Raw genomic sequence first — 16,100 nt, forward strand, 5'->3', positions numbered from 1 at the left:
TTTCTAACACCATCTTTTTTTATAGGATATGATTCCCAAGTGTTCCTTAGCTATTAACTCATTAAGCACATCCATCTGAGGAGGATGAAAACGTCCTGCTTTAATATCTGTATGTAGTTCAGAGAGCATGCTGTTAGGAAACAAGCTCTCTATACCTTCAATTTTCATCGCGAGATGAACAATCTCTTCTGCAGATCTTGTTACAAATTCCTTAGCTGCTAGACTGACTGTCTTTAGGTTATGAGGAGCCTTTGGTTTTTTTAAATAGTCATTTAATTCCTTGCAATATTTAAGGATAATAGCTTCGCTCGCTTCTTTACGAATAATCATCTCAGAAAGGCTAAATTGAACACCTGGGAAATGTGAAAGCCTGGTATTGGTATGAGGAACCTTTTTTATTTTACAGATATCAGTTATATACTGGATTGCTTTCTCAGCCATGCCAAAATAAACGCTCATAATAGTCAAACGGTAGAAATAACCAAGTATCTCTGTTTGTTCAATCACTGTATTTTCATCTGCAATAAGGTTGAATTCAGGAAGAAAAACATCATTAAAGACTATCGAATTGCTATATGTTTGATTCATACTTATAGCATCCCAGTCCTTCATTACTTGAACGCCCTCAGATTGCTTGTCTACAATTAATGCAATGATACCGTGGTTTGATCCAGAATAACCCTCCACTTGACAGTAAACAGGAAGATATCGAACGAATGGTTCAAGTGATACATATTTTTTAATCCCATTTAATAGATATCCATTCCTTACTTTAGTGACTGTCAACGGATACTGTTCCTTTTGTACTTGTCCCGGATTCACGAAATACAGTCCAGGTTCATTTAATGAACTAAACAAATAGTCCTTTCCGACTACTTCTTTGAGCCATTCTCTTTTCTCTCCAGAAAAGGCATAACACAGTCCCCAGACGGTATATAAGTGCATACTAAAACTTAAGGATAAGGATGAATGAGTACTGGATAGCTTTCTAACAATCCGAAAGAAATCCTCCGTTGTAAGCCGTTCCCATTCTGAGATTGGGAACTTATTGAAATCACCTCGGATTAGCTCCTCAACAATCTCCTTCACGCCTTTATGTGGGTCTATTTCGTTCAATAAGTTTATTAATGGTGTCATCGCTGTGTTCAATTACTTCCCCCCCATTCATGTTCCAATGCTTTAAATAGCTCTTTATCTGGATCATTCATTTTATCCCTCCAGTTGCGATAAGGAGCCGCACATACCACGACCATCTTCCTTGAAGGAATAACATGAATTCGTTGTCCACCATTTCCTTTTGCAGAGTAAAGTCGACCCTCATCTTCTTCTGTAATCCACCAATGATACCCATATCCATTGGATCTGGCCCACTCTGCGCTAATCTTGGAAGTTGTGGAGAGATTAATCCACTCTCTTGACAAGATTCGCTTTCCTTCCCAGTCTCCTTCATTAAGATATAATATCCCTAAATTCAACAAGTCATTGGCACGTATTTTGAGACCAGGAGATAAATCTGGGCAGAAGCCCAGATGAAAGCCCTCCTTGTCGCACGGCCACTCGGCAACTTTCATTCCAAGGGGTTCAAATAAGACATGCTGCGCGAACTCAAACGTACTTTGTCCAGACCCCCTCGCAATTAATGCAGAGATGATGTGTGTATTTCCTCCTGAGTAGTTAAATGGTAAGCCTAAACGGAAATTCATTTGCTGAAATAAAAACTCCAACAATTGAACTGAATTTACATCTGTAATCCCAGATCGCATCGGATCAATAACACCACTCTGATGTAACAGTAAATGCTTAATTTTCAACTCCGGCGAGACCGAGTAATCAGGGAAGAATAACTTAACGCTATCTTCAACACCTCTAAATACCCCTTTATCAATAGCTATACCCAGCAAAGTCGTGATAATGGTTTTGGTCAACGAGCGCAGATCAATTCCAGTGTTCTTCGTATCCGGATACTTGTAAAATTCTACTGTCCGTCGACCGTCCTGATATACTAATAATGTGTCAAGATAATTCAGCGATCCTTCAAGAATTTTTTCAAAATGAGCACGACTCATTTATCTTCCCCCTTATTTTATCTAATCACTTTGGGGCGATGTCTATCCTTATACTCTTTCTCTAAGGCTACATATTCCTTCATGCCTTGGAGATCAAATAATTCATCCATTTGGGCAATTTGCGAGGAGATTGAACTTAGACTATCAGATATGCGTAGTGTTTCAAGCATATGATTTACTGCTTTTACTGACGCTCGTAATGCTTGATTAGCATAAATAACAACTTTTATTTGTAATTCTTTCATTTGATGCAAAGATAAATTCGGATACGTTGTAGGAACGATAACAATTGGGGTATCATGCTTCCATTTGTTACAAAACTCAATGATTTCCACAGGTTCTTGAAGTTTTGAATGAATCAGAATCATATCCGCTCCGACTTCCCTGTACATTTCAGCACGGTAGAGCGCCTCCTCCATCCCCTGATTGGCTATCAGTGCTTCAATTCTGGCGATAACCATGAAATCCTCATCCGTTTGAGCATCTTTTGCCGCTGAAATTTTTCCGCAAAATTCCTCTACCGGTGCAAGCTCTTGCCTACCTGGTATGAAGCTATTCATTTTGGGAAACACTTTGTCCTCAATACAAACTGCAGCCACTCCTGCTTTCTCGTATTCCTTTATCATTCGAACGACATTATTAATATTTCCGAATCCTGTATCACAATCTGCAATTATTGGTAGTACAGTGGCCTCTACCATCTGTTCTGCACAATACAGGAGTTCAGTCATACTCAATATATTTGCATCCGGTTTTGCGTGAGCTGTTGAAATCTCAAATCCACTTGCCCAGACGGCATCAAATCCATTGCGTTCGATTAACTTCGCCCCAAGCGCATTGTGAGCCCCTACTACGCGAATCAATTGTTGCGGGTTATTTAAACCCGCCCGTAATCTTTGCCTTGGCTTCATTCTAGGATCTCCTTTTTTACCGCATACCATATAGTCCAGCGGTCCATTTCAATAATTGGTTCATTAGCATTAAATTCAGACTTCGTTATGATGTAATCTGTTAATGCAAATAACTGTTCATCCGTTAGCTCAAATAGAATTGACCGACCAGTGCGTGAGAGTAGGTCGATTCTTAAATCGTCAATAGTATGGTATACCTTACGAATTTCCCATAGCTTCACTTCTTGGATTGAGGTAAATCCACAATCATTCAAATATTCAATCACTTTTTCTGAATCATGACGACGAGCGATTTCTTTATGAAGTAGTTCGGGATAAAGTTCAAAGAAATATCCTCGCAGATGTTCTTTAGATCCAGGTAAAGAACAATCTTCCGGTGTACGATCTTGAATCATAATAATCCCATCAAAGGAAAGGAGGCGGAAAGCCTCCCGGAACGTGTCTGATAAATCTCTTAAGTGATGAATAAGTGCCCTTTGAAGAACAAAGTCAAAAGACAGCGACGGCAAGCCTATCTTATCAGAACCCCCCTCTATAAAAAGTAGGTTTGTGTACGAATGGCTCTTCTCTCTCGCACTGTCCAATATTTCCCTCGAAAAATCTACGCCAAATACTTTTTCTGCTCCCAAATCACATAAAGCACGAGAATAAATACCACCACCACATCCGATATCTACTGCTCTCTTATTTTGTAGGTTAAAATGATTATCAACAAACTCTACCCATGAATCATCAACACTTCGCAGGTTATAAGTCGATTTGTTGCGTTCGGAAAAAAAATCAATAGGCAAATGACTCACCCCTCTTATATCTTATTGTAAGGACGCGAGGCAGGTTTCTCTTACCTTGACATACCGAATGTACTTCAACATGGTATCCATTCCATCACAATTAATTAGAAAATTGGATTCATCGCCGGCAAAGTCGCCCCACCCGTCATCATCATTTCGATTGTCGAATAGCCATCGAATTCCCTTCTCAATCGTTTCATTTGCTGAGAAGTCATTGAGAAGTTCGCTTGCCAGCATCAAAGCTCTTATAGAATCACAGGTATGATCTATATTTGTCCCATCGTAGTGACCTTCTGGATCCTGACTATTAATTAAATAGTTAATCGCCTTTTGCGATGCTGCTACGCCATGCTCATATCCAAGTGTTTTTTGAAGCAAGTGTGCCGTCACGCAGACAGGGGTTTCATATTTCTCCTTATAGACCCAACCACCATCTTCTCCCTGAGTCGAAACAACAAACTCTATACCTCGTCGAAATGGTTCCCCCACAATAGCTTTGATACTTTCTGGTACACTAGGTAATATTTCCGCAAACATCAATGTTCCCGTGCTGACGCTAATTGCATCATAGAGTCCCCAGTTAACGTCGTACCATGTTCCATCAGGCTTTTGATTTCGAAGCAAGTAATTAATTCCCTTCTCAATAGCTGAATCCGCTTGCGGAAAACGGTCTTCGAAGCTGCTATTAAATCGGAGAAGCATCTGGGTTGAGAAAGCTGTTACCCTAACATGACTCTCAATCTCATCTGTATAATTTCCCCAGCCTCCATCTTCATGTTGCACATCAATGAGGGCCATGAACTCTGGGATGTACTGTTCTGTGTCATGGTTTTGAATGATAACTCGAAAAATATGATTTAACACTTCCATATCCAAGTTTTTAGTGGCATCCGGTTTCCAGTCTTCTCGAGTATTTTCAATATACAAATAATGTTTATTAAATACGTCTTGAGCAAGATGAATCATATTTAACCCCTCCTAAAAATTAGATTAAACGTTAACTTTATTGGCCAATTGCAACAACTCGTTATCGGTAAGTGCTCTCTTATGCTCCAAAGAGAACTGACGAACTTCTTCCAATAGAACATAGGCTTCCTCGGTTGTAATCTTTATTCCATGCATTCCTAATTTGTGGATGATTCCTGCGGTACCTGAGTGTTTACCAATCACCAATTTCCTTTCAAGATTTACATCCTCTGGTGCGAAAGGCTCGAAGAGATGATTCGCTTTGAGACCCGCTGAGACATGTATACCTGACTCATGAGCAAAAATATCCTCGCCTACAATCGGTTTCCAATTTGGCACAGTTCGCCCTGCAGCTTTTGCTACGAAATTAACTAAATCTTTCAATTTACGGGTTTCTACTTTAAGATCAAATCCACAGATATATTTAAGCGCCATAATGATTTCCTCAAGGCTGCCATTACCTGCTCTTTCCCCGATTCCCATGACTGTACCTTGCGCATGTGTCGCTCCGGCACAAACTGCAGCAATAACATTTGCTGTCGCCATACCAAAGTCATTATGCGTATGGCTTTCAATGTCAATACCAACTTCGTCGACCAGTAGACGGATCATTTTATAGACATCTAATGGGTTGAAATGACCTACCGTGTCTGATACTCGGATTCGGTCTGCTCCAGCCGCTTTAATTGTCTTTGCATATTCAATAAGAAAATCCGGATCGGCTCTTGAAGCGTCTTCTCCACTGCAAGATACGTAAAGTTTTTGACTTTTTGCAAACTCGATAGTTTCAGTAATATTTTCCAAAATCCAGTTTCTATCTTTTCCAAACCGCTCTTTAATATGAAGATCTGATACTGGAAAGCCGATATGAATACCTGTCAGTCCGCAATCGATAGATTTTTTAATATCTTCTTTATTAGCACGGTTCCAACCAATCAGCTTGGAATTGAGTTTCAAATCGATAATACGCTTGATCGATTCAATCTCCACGTTATTCATTGCTGGAATTCCAACTTCAATTTCATCCACACCAACTTGATCAAGCAGGTAGGCAATCTCTACTTTTTCATCAATAGAGAATACAACTCCAGCTGCTTGTTCCCCATCTCGTAAAGTCGTATCCGTCACATAAAGATTCCTATCTTTTCTCTCTGCAGTAAAGTCATGCTTCATTGATTTCATCGCCATTCGCTCCTCTGAATTAAGTTAATTAAATTTATAAAGCAAATCCACCATTTTTTTGCAAATGCGGAATGAGCCCTCCATCAAGTAAAATATTCAATAAGATTCCATCAGGAATGTGACAGAGAATGCTATCTGTTCCGTTGACTATAATACGTGAACCCTTGAGATCGATTTCTATCGTATCTCCAGTTTTGATTGTTTCTGTGTCGGCGGTAATTAGCCAGAGCCCTATATTGGAGGCATTACGGTAATAAATACGGGCAAAAGATTTAGCAATTACTGCTTTGATTCCTGCCAGTTTAATGACGTGAGCGGCATGTTCTCTACTTGATCCCGTGCCGAAATTCTCTCCCGCAACCACATAATCCCCAACCTGAACTTTCTGAGCAAAAGTCGGATCAGCATCTTCTAGAACATGCTTAGCCAATTCAGGGAGGTTCGATCTCAAATGAGATAAACGCCCAGGAACAATGAGATCTGTCGATATGTTATCACCAAACATCCAGGCTTTCCCCTTATTGAATGCAATCAAGTCCTCACCTCCCTAGGGTCAGTAATTTTCCCATAAATAGCACTTACTGCAGCGGTTATAGGGGAAGATAAATAAATACTTGAGTCCGGATTTCCCATTCTCCCTTTAAAATTTCTATTTTGTGTCGACAGACAATTTTCTCCATCGGCTAAAACACCCATATGGATCCCTACACAAGCTCCGCAACCAGGAGAAGTAATAACTGCGCCTGCGCCTACTAATTTCTCAATTGCGCCTGACTTTAGCGCAGCTTGATATACTGCATGCGATGCGGGTGTTACAATCAGTCTTACATCCGGATGAATCGTATTACCATCCAGTATACTTGCAGCTTGCTCCAAATCCTCAAGCCGACCATTAGTGCAAGTGCCTATATATACTTGATGAATCTCCGTCCCTATCACATCGCTAATGTCCATTATATTTTCTACAGAATGAGGCTTGGCAATCAATGGCTCCAGCTGACTGCAATCTATAAATATCTCTCTTTCATAGTTCGCATTTGGATCCGAGCACATTGGTCGAAACGAATCCTCTCTACCAAAATGCTTTAAATACTCGAACGTTACTTCATCTGCTTCAAATAGCCCTACCTTTGCCCCCAGCTCAACTGACATGTTGGAGATAGTCATCCTGTCACTCATTGTAAGATATCGCAATGCTGATCCCGTATATTCTATCGCTTTATATGTTGCCCCTGAATTACCAAGAAGTCGAAGCAGATGTAAATTGATATCTTTTGATGTGACTCCTAAGGGCAATTCACCATTCAAGTGGACACGAATACTCGATGGTACAACCATCCATGTCTGCCCTGTGGCCAACGCCGCCGCTATATCAGTGGCACCCATTCCCGTAGCGAAAGCACCAAAGGCACCTGCCAGCACCGTATGAGAATCGGAACCTAGAACAACGTCCCCTGGACAAACAAATTTCTCTGCATGCACTTGATGGCATATCCCTGTCCCTGCTTTAAAGAACCAACCTCCGTTTGATTCGGCAAATTTCTTCAGTTCTACTGCCTCATTCGAGTACTCCATCCTAGGGCTCGGTCCATGGTGATCCACTACAATAACCGGCTTTACTTTTGCAATGCCATCACTTAACTCCTTAAATTTTTTCACTACAAGTGGACCGTTACCATCTGTCATTAAACACCTGTTTGGGGAAACTAGAATACTCTCACCAGCGACTACATTCCTACCTAGACGCTGACTAAATATTTTTTCTGTCAAAGTAAACTTAATTTTTTTCACCTCCTTCAAGTAGTTGTTTCATACGTGTAATGTTGTGCTCTAACCATTGGCTAAGTTCCACAAGACTGCTACCTCTAAATTTACATTCCAATCCAATGTATCCATCATACCCACCTATTTTCAGCCGACTTGCCAATGCATCCCATGGGAAGTAACCGCTACCAACCGAATCGTGTGAGTCAGAGATACCATCGTTATCATTCAAATGCAACACCTTAATATAAGGCGCTATCTTATCCCACCAAACCAAAGGGTCAGATTGAATGAGAGCATGTCCAGAGTCGTAGCACATCACAACACCCATACCAAGGGCCTCTTGGTAAATATGTTTTAAAAAAGTATCCTTAGGATAATCTAAATTTTCCAGTGCTAGCTTGACTGCATACTTATCTGCAATTGGTATAAGAAAAGCCAATGACCGTAGTGTGTTTGAAGTACGTTCATGCAATTCCATATCATTCTTCCACATTCGTTCAAAAGGATGTACAACTACGAAAGGACATTCCAGTTCATGCGCGAAAATAATGGATTGAATAGTCAATTCTATAGCTTTTCTCCGTTCATCATCATGAGTAGAGGATAAATCTATCTTTGGAGCGTGCACTGATTCTACTGCTAAACCAATTTTCCTCAGGAGTCTCCACTCATTCTTCGTTACCTGCTGCTCATTCTTTGCACCAACTGATAATGCATCATAACCTGCATAACTTATGCGAGTGATTATCTCTTCTACTGGTGCTGCATACCAACAGCCTGTCGAAATCGAATATTTCCAGGTCATAGATTTTTCTCACCGCCGTCTATATGCCTTCATCGAGCATCTTACTTATTTGTTGTATACCGTCCGACAAGTCTGCCCCGCCTACAAGCAAGAAAGCAGGAACCGTATCGGTCAATCGTCTAATAATATCCTCCGATTGGCTTCTAACTTCCGAATCAGAGACATTAAGATATTGATGCCAATTCAAATACGCGGGATCATCAGGACTGTAACAACTCTCTCTTAGTAAATTTGATGCCATGTAACCATCAACACGGATCAGTTCACACGTATTTTGTTCAGGACGCAATCTCGGAAAAATAATGACATCAATAACTGAGGATTTTAAATATTCAACATTAAAAATACGCTTAAATTCAGGCGGTTCAATAGGTAATTTCACTTTTGAATACCATAAATCCTCAAATCGCTCATAATGAACATCCGGCAACAAATGGTTTAATTGCTTTACCTTATCTAAGGTTCCTACCGAAGTATTTATAAACGATGGCCACTCAAACATGGCCAGTTCTACTTTCGTATTTGAAGGGATAAATATGCGATCATTGCTAACCGGTATCGCCCCTTGAAGTATAAAATCAATAAACGTGGTAGTTTTCCCATTTCCAGATTCTCCAACAATCATAATTCCCCGATCTTGATAACGAACACCTGCTGCATGAAATATGCTATTTCCTTTAGCTTCTGAGGATCGCGGCATTAAGCTACGCATTAAATGAAAAACATCTTCATTTAGAGATGACTCTTTGGAACCTAAGACAATACAAGTACGAGTATTTGAATTGATAAAGTAGACGGTTCCCGTATTGAGCTGGTGAACTAATCTCCAATCACCGTATTCGGATACTTTGGCCTTCATATCCCAGCGCTCTCCCTTACCGATATGCATTTGAAAGATATCCTCTTGATTGAGCATGCGATGACAAACATGACTAATTTCAACGTTTTCAACGACGAAGATAGATGTCACAGACTCCATAGCCGTCTGATTGACCTTGTAGTGTTCCATAAACCTATCAATGTACTCTGTGATATATATATCGTTATGGTGCACGCTATATATATCGCCCATATACTCATAATCGACTTGAGATGAATATGTGATATCCAAAACTTGTTCGATTATTTGGTCTATTGTAATTCGATCAAATGCCGGCATTTTTACTCTCACTTCCTTTCAATAGACATCCGTCCAAATAGATATATTCATCATCTAATATTTGCTTTAACCGGTTTGATGATTGGTGGTAAGCATCTATTGATAATGGTACAAAACCATGCCATGAAGATCCCGCGCTTGGAAAAATCTCATTTAACACTAATTTGATCGCTTCTGCTTTACCGAATGCTTCCTGTCTAATTGACCCATAATGAGGGAAGCAGATCTGTTCCAGATGTCCTCTCCTTAAAAAACTTAGATGATCGACATCTTTAGCTTGAAGAGAAATCTTCTCATCCTTATCCGGGCGAATCGTGCGATAACGTCTGTAATCCTTAAATATATTACAAAAACGATCTATTGTAGGAAAATCAAGATTGAAATAAGTTGGCCACCCCAAACATTGAATTTCTCCGCCACAATCTACTTGAAGCATAATACGGTCAAAAGATAAGAAACTCCAATCCTTGTTTACACACTCGAGTTGGGCATTTGTTTTGCCACTACCCTTTGGCCCAACAAATATGATTGCGCTTTCATATTTGCAAACAGCGCTTGCATGAAGTAGCAATCCTCCTTTCTGCTCCCATCCTCTTAAAAACATATCCCGAATGATCACCCTTAATAGTTGATGAATATGTCTGCCCTCTATGTAATATAGTTCTACCGTTTTCGATTGAGGATTGCATACAATCAAGTAGTCATTCGTATACAGAACAGGATTCTCGTCGACCTCTTCAGAAATTACACGAAAAGCTTCAACATGATGATCTGGTCTCTTGGAAGGATACAGAATTACGTTCTCTTTATTCTCACTTTTGTAGGTAGCAGAAATCGAGGTGAAAATATTTTCACAGCACGTTATAAGTTTTATCGTACACAACAGCTCATTTTTACCGCTGTATTGATTCGATACTGTAAATAATGGATGAAAAAAAGATACCATGTCCTTGATATTAATGTAGTCACCTGTAACGAGAACTTCCATCGCTCCATGAGAAAGGCTACAGGTCTGCATTCTTTAATCCCGTTACTCGCATGAAAACGTGCTTATGAGCCGTATTTTCTCCTGGATGGTTCTCCCACTCGTCAAACTGTACGGTTCCTAGTACTGTAAATTGAGAGAAGATATCCATGCTGGACTCAGACAAATAATGAATTGGTCTAAATTCTTTCTCTGGTCTTATGTAAGTGTCAGGTTCAATCAAACGACCCCTTCCACAATCTGGGTCTTCTACAGATAAATCTGATAATATAAATACACCGTTAGGCTTTAAGACACGATCCATCTCGCTGATCATTCGTTTACGATCCGCCAAATTAAACTGATGGATAACCTTATGCGTAAAGATCGCATCAAACTCATTATCCTCAAACTCAAGTTGTAAAGCATCGCCTTTGAGGAACTTCAATGTACCTCCTTCACTCTCGCTTAACCACTCGTTAGCTAATTTGATTCCCTCCAGTGAAAAGTCAATGCCTGTAACATCAAAACCTTGGTCTTTGAAATAAAAGCATTCTCTACCGTACCCACACCCAATAACAAGCACCTTTTTTACATGAAGACGGCTGAATATCTTTACTGCATAGGGAACAGTCGGTCCAGCTTCCCTGCCCCATACCATTCCATGCGACCGATATCTTTCATCTTGCCACTGCTTTCCTTGATCTTTCTGCTTTTCCCAATACTCAATGTTTTGCATATTTTCACCTCGGAATAATAATAACATATATAATTACAATTATTGTTATTAAAAGCATTGTTTACAATAATTAAAATTAATTATATTATTTAGTATATACATTGGCAATCTCAAATTCTTAAGATTTCCATGAAATTAATATTTTGTAATTCTCCATACTTGTAAGCCCTTACTTGGTGAGATGAGGTTGAATTCTCTGTTTGAGTGGATCGTAAAGAGCTTTGGTCAATATAGTGATCCCTGTTTCATAGTTACATTTTTATACCAGACTTTTAGACGAAAATATCACAGAACAACAATTGGCATTATATGTATATATTTATAATTTTTATTTATAGTTTAATATTGAATATACCAGTATTCTAAATTCTAAATAAAATCGCTTTTATATGATTAGAGATTCCAATTCGAATAGAAACCCATCTTCGACCGATTGCGACTATCCTAGTTAATTCAGCTAGATATTATTCGCATCATAATCTGAAGGGAGTCTTGGCCATGTTAGTAATTTTAATAACGATTCGCGATTCAAAGATCCTAAAGAAGTCTCTTGTAGAATCTACAACTAGATTGAAGACCCAAGGCATATCAACCTTTATCCACGCTTGCAAAAAAACATCAATCACTATCGATGGGAAAATACACCTTCTAGCTGCAAAACAAACCGTATTCATCAATTCTGTAACAACAATTGATATCCAGCATCCTGAACATATTCAATGTCTTCAACTCGATTCTGTTAATTGCGAGATTTCCGTTTTCCTTAAGTTATCTAAGAGTCAGGACTCTTTATTTCATAGATTGTGGAGTTCCTTAGTAAAAGAACAATTGGACCCAGATCTGGGCATATCCTTAAACTATTTAGCGTATCAATTGCTCCACGAATACTCTGCAAACATTTCCTATAACTCCACAAAAAAATTAAACCCTCCTATTCTTTATGCCCTCAGGTATATTAGAAAAAATTACTCTGATATAAATTTATCGCTTCCAATTATCTCAAGGCACATCAATTATCACCCAAACTATTTTTGCAAAGAGTTTAAATACATTGTTGGTGTAACACCTATGAAGTACTTGCAGCAAATTCGAGTATTAAAGGCTTTGGAGTTGCTTCAGATGAGCACGCTTTCAACGGAGAATATTTCTCAAAAGGTTGGAATTTCCACTCCCACCTATTTGTCACAGTTAGTCAAACAAAAAACAGGAATGAGCCCGATGAAATACCGTATGTTAACTGTCACTTAAATTAACAAGTGGGCACATAGCTACCTAAACTCCTGGTGTATATGAATGCCATTCACTTCAAGGTGAATGCTTCGTTTGCCATTCAATACGGACCAAATATTGTTTATCAATCTTATATCCCACTCCCCGAACGGTTTTAATATACTGTGGCTCTCGCGAATATTCCGAATATGTACCATCACAGTGTTTTGGAGTAAAAAGCCGTTTGGTCCTTCCAGACCTTTTGATAATGTTATAGATATTGAATACTTGCCCACGATGTGTGGCTAACAAGACTAGGATGGAAAATTCAATCGGGGTTAGAGATACCTCTTGGCCGTGAACAGTAATCGTATGCTGCTTCTTATTAATAATTAGATCATCAATGACAATTTCTGATGGGTCTGAGATATGGCTTGAGGTAATAAATTGCTGTCTTCTTAACTGAGCTTTCACCCTCGCGATTAACTCTAGTGGATTAAACGGTTTGCTTACATAATCATCAGCCCATGTCGATAGCCCCGTGATTTTGTCCAGTGGCTCTTCTTTGGCAGAAAGCATAATAATCGGGATATCAGATTCTTCTCTGATCCGCAGACACGCATTAGTTCCATCCAAATGCGGCATCATCACATCCAGAATGATCAAATGGATCTTCTCATGCTGCAGGATTTCCAGAGCCTGTACACCGTCCTCAGCTTCCACAACGAGATAACCTTCATTACGTAAATATATGAAGGATATCCCGAACTTCAGGGTCGTCATCCACGACTAAGATGTTCATTCGTATCATAGGCGGTAACCTCCACGTATTTTTTATACCAAAATCAATTTCATAAAGCGTCCTCTCAATAATCAGACGAGCCGAATATTACAACATCATTTTTTTGAAAATGGGAGCTATGCAGCCAATTTATTAGCTTTAATACTTTTGCTCAAGCGATCAAGAGTTAGCTTACAAGCCGTGTAGGTCAGACAAGCAAGCTCAAAATCAACCTTAGCCAGTGCTCCACGATGGCGGATATTATTCAACTGAAAGTACTCTTTCAGATACGCATTCATACGTTCAACTGCTGTTCTCTTCTTGTACAGCTCGTAATAACTGTCGCTACCACACGAGCTGGAACGGTGTATTTTCTTGGGTTATCGTCGATCTTTTTCTTGAAGATCTTCTGGCATTGTCCATCGTTAAACAGACATTCTTTACACTCTTTTGGCTGCGTGTATTTTAGGGTTTTGTATTTCGAATCAAAGCTGTCGTACCGATAAGAATGGCCTTCTTTACAGGTCGGACGAAAGTATTTGTCCACGTCTGCATCCTGGGTTTCATTGCGACGGTTGTAATCGATGAGTGCTCTCGCGTTCATCATCTCGACTTGCTTGTAAATAGGAACTAAATCATAATAACCAGCATCTGCAAGCACATGAGCAACGAGTAGGTTAGGATGCCTTTCGGCCAGTCCTTTAAGCAAGGGAATAGCCATTTCCCCATCATTGATGTTCCCGGAAGAAAGCAATCCTGTAAGAATGTATTGGCTTTTGCAGTCGACCAGAAGATGTGCTTTAAAGCCATACCAGAACACGTTTCTGCCTTCGGAGTTCTTCTTCACACCCCATGCAGGGGTTAGTGGAATTTCCTTCACCAACGCGTCATACCCGTAAGGTAATTGTGCTTCTACCTTCTTCTCGAACAGCGGGCGATTTTCTTCAAGTTCTAGTTGTTCCTTTAACCATTGCTCTCGCTCACCCTTGGATTTACGACCACGTTTCTTCTTCGGAAGTTCAGTTGCTAATTGATCCGTATCGTCTTTCTTCTTCTCCGGTCGGCGATCTCTAGCTTCAACATGCGTTGCATCCATAGCGATCACTGTTGCATCAATAAACCCCTCTTGAAAAGCCTGTTGAATTAATGTTTCTTGCGATTGTAGAAAGACTTGAGATTTTTGAAGCTTTTGGATTAATCGTGTATGAAGCTTCACTTGGAATCCGATCGTACCCGGCAAAGCCACAGTCCATGCTGAATTCAATACTTCTTTTCAAACGTCTTCTTAGATCTTTAATGGTCGGTATCCGTTCCACGATTCGAATGAACAGCGAATGTAGCATAGCTACGTAATTCAGTTGAGTCGGTGCCCCTAGAAATGCTTTCTTTGATACAACACGTAGGAAGGGATTAATATCTAACGTCTCAAAGAGATATCCATAGGTATCTTTGGGCGACATTTCTAATAAATCTGGAGTTCTTCCTTCCTTATCTCATGTGTGTAGTAGTGGTACTAAACACTTCGAGATTTGGGAGGTACTCCTTTTTCTATGCTCTAAAAACTCAAGTCCAGTAAGGCTTTGAAATTATGAAATTGATTCAGATATAAATTTATTTCAGCTTGATAGTAAGAGAATAATCCAACTGCGAATTTTTAATGGTATTTAAGGTAATCGAATCTCAAATTCTCTTAAAGATCCTAGATTTCCTTGGTAATTTAATTTTCCTTGTTGAATCAACTGATACACTCGGAAAGCTAAATACATATCACCTATACATTGGTCACTTTTCCCCATTACCTCCCCAACTACACGGGAAGGTTTTTGATATTCATTTGATGTGCTTTCTAAGATAGATGTATCATAATAATCTTCAGATACAGCTACTACTTTTCCAGCTAATAATATTCTTAATATGTCTTTCGTCTGGGACCATTCTTCCCAATCATTTATTAAACCTTCAATTTTTGTGTGGGATACACTTTTTTTCATTTGAAGAGCATCTAGAATCCGTTCTGATGGCATTTCACCTAAACTTCTTATCACATATGGAATTTCTTTGTTCTGTAAGTCACGCACTTTGTATTCTATATGACGGCTGTATTCTGTAACATCTACCTCTTCAAACTGAATATTTTTATTCCGAAGTAAAAATGCTACAAATCTCAAACCGATTTCATCGGATGTGTTACCACCATGCCATAAGATTACTTTACTATCATTTGGAACTTTTGATGCGATTTGTGAATCACTTTTATGGATTGTTTCAATCCAATCTAAGTAATCTGTATCTGAAGCTGGACCTGTTTTTATTAACAATTTTTTCAGCCATTGTTTTCTTTTTTGCATTTCTTCATTAGATTCTAATTTATAAATTGGGCCTATTGAAAAGTCCTCATTAATACAAATGATTTGTTCGTTTTGGTGTTCATTACTTTTTTGAAAAATATTTTTTAAACTCCCATATGCAGAATCACCAAAGCTAATGTGTACAACATCCATATTTGACCATCTCCTTATTGACTTAACACAACTATTTTTTTGCATGGAAAGAGTAAATATGTTAAGTGCTTCTGTTACCAACTTTATTATATACAATATTGTGTTGCTAGAGTGGAATAAGAAATAAAGAGGGTACGATGAAGCAAACAATGGATATTAAGAACGCTCTTGAGGAAATCGAAATAGATATAAATAAACCAATGCAAGGGTGCTTTCATTGTTTGTTCGATCTTTGATTAATCATCTTGATGTTACTCTT

At 39.1% G+C, this 16,100-nt stretch carries 15 protein-coding genes and 1 pseudogene; 1 reads left to right on the forward strand and 15 read right to left on the reverse strand.

Annotation, left to right across the window (positions count from 1 at the left end; translation table 11 throughout):
* Positions 1-3 precede the first annotated feature (3 nt).
* Genes PGLA_RS22825 through PGLA_RS22880 form a run of 12 tightly spaced genes read right to left on the reverse strand, consistent with a single transcriptional unit; the run spans position 4 to position 11,350 of the window.
* Entirely contained in the window at positions 4-1,149 is a 1,146-nt protein-coding gene (locus PGLA_RS22825; RefSeq protein WP_068537456.1) for an acyl-CoA dehydrogenase family protein, read from the reverse strand.
* Positions 1,146-2,066: a serine hydrolase domain-containing protein gene (locus PGLA_RS22830; protein WP_068537457.1), complete on the reverse strand. Its 921-nt coding sequence runs from the start codon at positions 2,064-2,066 to the stop codon at positions 1,146-1,148. The genes PGLA_RS22825 and PGLA_RS22830 overlap by 4 nt, the downstream gene beginning before the upstream one ends.
* A gap of 17 nt (positions 2,067-2,083) precedes the next feature.
* Entirely contained in the window at positions 2,084-2,977 is an 894-nt protein-coding gene (gene aepX / locus PGLA_RS22835) for a phosphoenolpyruvate mutase (RefSeq protein ID WP_068537458.1), read from the reverse strand.
* Entirely contained in the window at positions 2,974-3,768 is a 795-nt protein-coding gene (locus PGLA_RS22840; RefSeq protein WP_068537460.1) for a class I SAM-dependent methyltransferase, read from the reverse strand. The genes aepX and PGLA_RS22840 overlap by 4 nt, the downstream gene beginning before the upstream one ends.
* A 21-nt stretch (positions 3,769-3,789) precedes the next feature.
* Complete coding sequence (locus tag PGLA_RS22845) at positions 3,790-4,734, reverse strand: prenyltransferase/squalene oxidase repeat-containing protein (protein WP_068537461.1); 945 nt, start codon at positions 4,732-4,734, stop codon at positions 3,790-3,792.
* A gap of 24 nt (positions 4,735-4,758) precedes the next feature.
* Positions 4,759-5,916: a homocitrate synthase gene (gene nifV / locus PGLA_RS22850; protein ID WP_211269611.1), complete on the reverse strand. Its 1,158-nt coding sequence runs from the start codon at positions 5,914-5,916 to the stop codon at positions 4,759-4,761.
* 34 nt (positions 5,917-5,950) lie between these two features.
* Entirely contained in the window at positions 5,951-6,451 is a 501-nt protein-coding gene (locus tag PGLA_RS22855) for a LeuD/DmdB family oxidoreductase small subunit (protein WP_211269612.1), read from the reverse strand.
* Positions 6,448-7,707, reverse strand: a complete 1,260-nt coding sequence (locus PGLA_RS22860) for a 3-isopropylmalate dehydratase large subunit (protein ID WP_211269613.1) — start codon at positions 7,705-7,707, stop codon at positions 6,448-6,450. Before PGLA_RS22860 ends, PGLA_RS22855 begins: the two co-directional genes overlap by 4 nt.
* On the reverse strand, positions 7,694-8,488 hold the full coding sequence (locus tag PGLA_RS22865; protein WP_068537463.1) for a sugar phosphate isomerase/epimerase family protein: 795 nt from the start codon (positions 8,486-8,488) through the stop codon (positions 7,694-7,696). Before PGLA_RS22865 ends, PGLA_RS22860 begins: the two co-directional genes overlap by 14 nt.
* A 19-nt stretch (positions 8,489-8,507) precedes the next feature.
* Positions 8,508-9,647 carry a hypothetical protein gene (locus PGLA_RS22870; RefSeq protein ID WP_068537464.1) on the reverse strand — a complete coding sequence of 380 codons (1,140 nt, stop codon included), beginning with the start codon at positions 9,645-9,647 and terminating at the stop codon, positions 8,508-8,510.
* Positions 9,634-10,665 carry a hypothetical protein gene (locus PGLA_RS22875; RefSeq protein ID WP_068537465.1) on the reverse strand — a complete coding sequence of 344 codons (1,032 nt, stop codon included), beginning with the start codon at positions 10,663-10,665 and terminating at the stop codon, positions 9,634-9,636. The genes PGLA_RS22870 and PGLA_RS22875 overlap by 14 nt, the downstream gene beginning before the upstream one ends.
* Entirely contained in the window at positions 10,652-11,350 is a 699-nt protein-coding gene (locus tag PGLA_RS22880; RefSeq protein ID WP_068537466.1) for a class I SAM-dependent methyltransferase, read from the reverse strand. Before PGLA_RS22880 ends, PGLA_RS22875 begins: the two co-directional genes overlap by 14 nt.
* A 498-nt stretch (positions 11,351-11,848) precedes the next feature.
* On the opposite strand from PGLA_RS22880, the gene PGLA_RS22885 reads away from it, so the two are divergent.
* Complete coding sequence (locus PGLA_RS22885; protein WP_068537467.1) at positions 11,849-12,598, forward strand: helix-turn-helix transcriptional regulator; 750 nt, start codon at positions 11,849-11,851, stop codon at positions 12,596-12,598.
* A gap of 57 nt (positions 12,599-12,655) precedes the next feature.
* On the opposite strand, the gene PGLA_RS22890 is transcribed toward PGLA_RS22885, so the two are convergent.
* The 3 genes and pseudogenes from PGLA_RS22890 to PGLA_RS22900 all read right to left on the reverse strand — a co-directional run bounded on the left by PGLA_RS22890 (position 12,656) and on the right by PGLA_RS22900 (position 15,841).
* Positions 12,656-13,342, reverse strand: a complete 687-nt coding sequence (locus PGLA_RS22890; RefSeq protein WP_245700278.1) for a response regulator transcription factor — start codon at positions 13,340-13,342, stop codon at positions 12,656-12,658.
* Positions 13,343-13,477: 135 nt separating this feature from the next.
* Positions 13,478-14,800: pseudogene (locus PGLA_RS22895) on the reverse strand (transposase).
* Between the two features lie 204 nt (positions 14,801-15,004).
* Positions 15,005-15,841, reverse strand: coding sequence for a DUF1835 domain-containing protein (locus tag PGLA_RS22900; RefSeq protein ID WP_068537469.1), 837 nt, complete (start codon positions 15,839-15,841; stop codon positions 15,005-15,007).
* Positions 15,842-16,100 lie beyond the last annotated feature (259 nt).

This window comes from Paenibacillus glacialis, from assembly GCF_001637205.1.
In the GTDB taxonomy this organism is placed as follows: domain Bacteria; phylum Bacillota; class Bacilli; order Paenibacillales; family Paenibacillaceae; genus Paenibacillus_AQ; species Paenibacillus_AQ glacialis.

Excerpts from the sequence above, each read along its gene's own strand:
- PGLA_RS22830 (WP_068537457.1), bottom strand. The coding sequence starts at position 2,066 with ATGAGTCGTGCTCATTTTGAAAAAATTCTTGAAGGATCGCTGAATTAT.
- aepX (WP_068537458.1), bottom strand. The coding sequence starts at position 2,977 with ATGAAGCCAAGGCAAAGATTACGGGCGGGTTTAAATAACCCGCAACAA.
- PGLA_RS22845 (WP_068537461.1), bottom strand. The coding sequence starts at position 4,734 with ATGATTCATCTTGCTCAAGACGTATTTAATAAACATTATTTGTATATT.
- nifV (WP_211269611.1), bottom strand. The coding sequence starts at position 5,916 with ATGAAATCAATGAAGCATGACTTTACTGCAGAGAGAAAAGATAGGAAT.
- PGLA_RS22865 (WP_068537463.1), bottom strand. The coding sequence starts at position 8,488 with ATGACCTGGAAATATTCGATTTCGACAGGCTGTTGGTATGCAGCACCA.
- PGLA_RS22870 (WP_068537464.1), bottom strand. The coding sequence starts at position 9,647 with ATGCCGGCATTTGATCGAATTACAATAGACCAAATAATCGAACAAGTT.
- PGLA_RS22875 (WP_068537465.1), bottom strand. The coding sequence starts at position 10,665 with ATGCAGACCTGTAGCCTTTCTCATGGAGCGATGGAAGTTCTCGTTACA.
- PGLA_RS22880 (WP_068537466.1), bottom strand. The coding sequence starts at position 11,350 with ATGCAAAACATTGAGTATTGGGAAAAGCAGAAAGATCAAGGAAAGCAG.
- PGLA_RS22885 (WP_068537467.1), top strand. The coding sequence starts at position 11,849 with ATGTTAGTAATTTTAATAACGATTCGCGATTCAAAGATCCTAAAGAAG.
- PGLA_RS22890 (WP_245700278.1), bottom strand. The coding sequence starts at position 13,342 with ATGACGACCCTGAAGTTCGGGATATCCTTCATATATTTACGTAATGAA.
- PGLA_RS22900 (WP_068537469.1), bottom strand. The coding sequence starts at position 15,841 with ATGGATGTTGTACACATTAGCTTTGGTGATTCTGCATATGGGAGTTTA.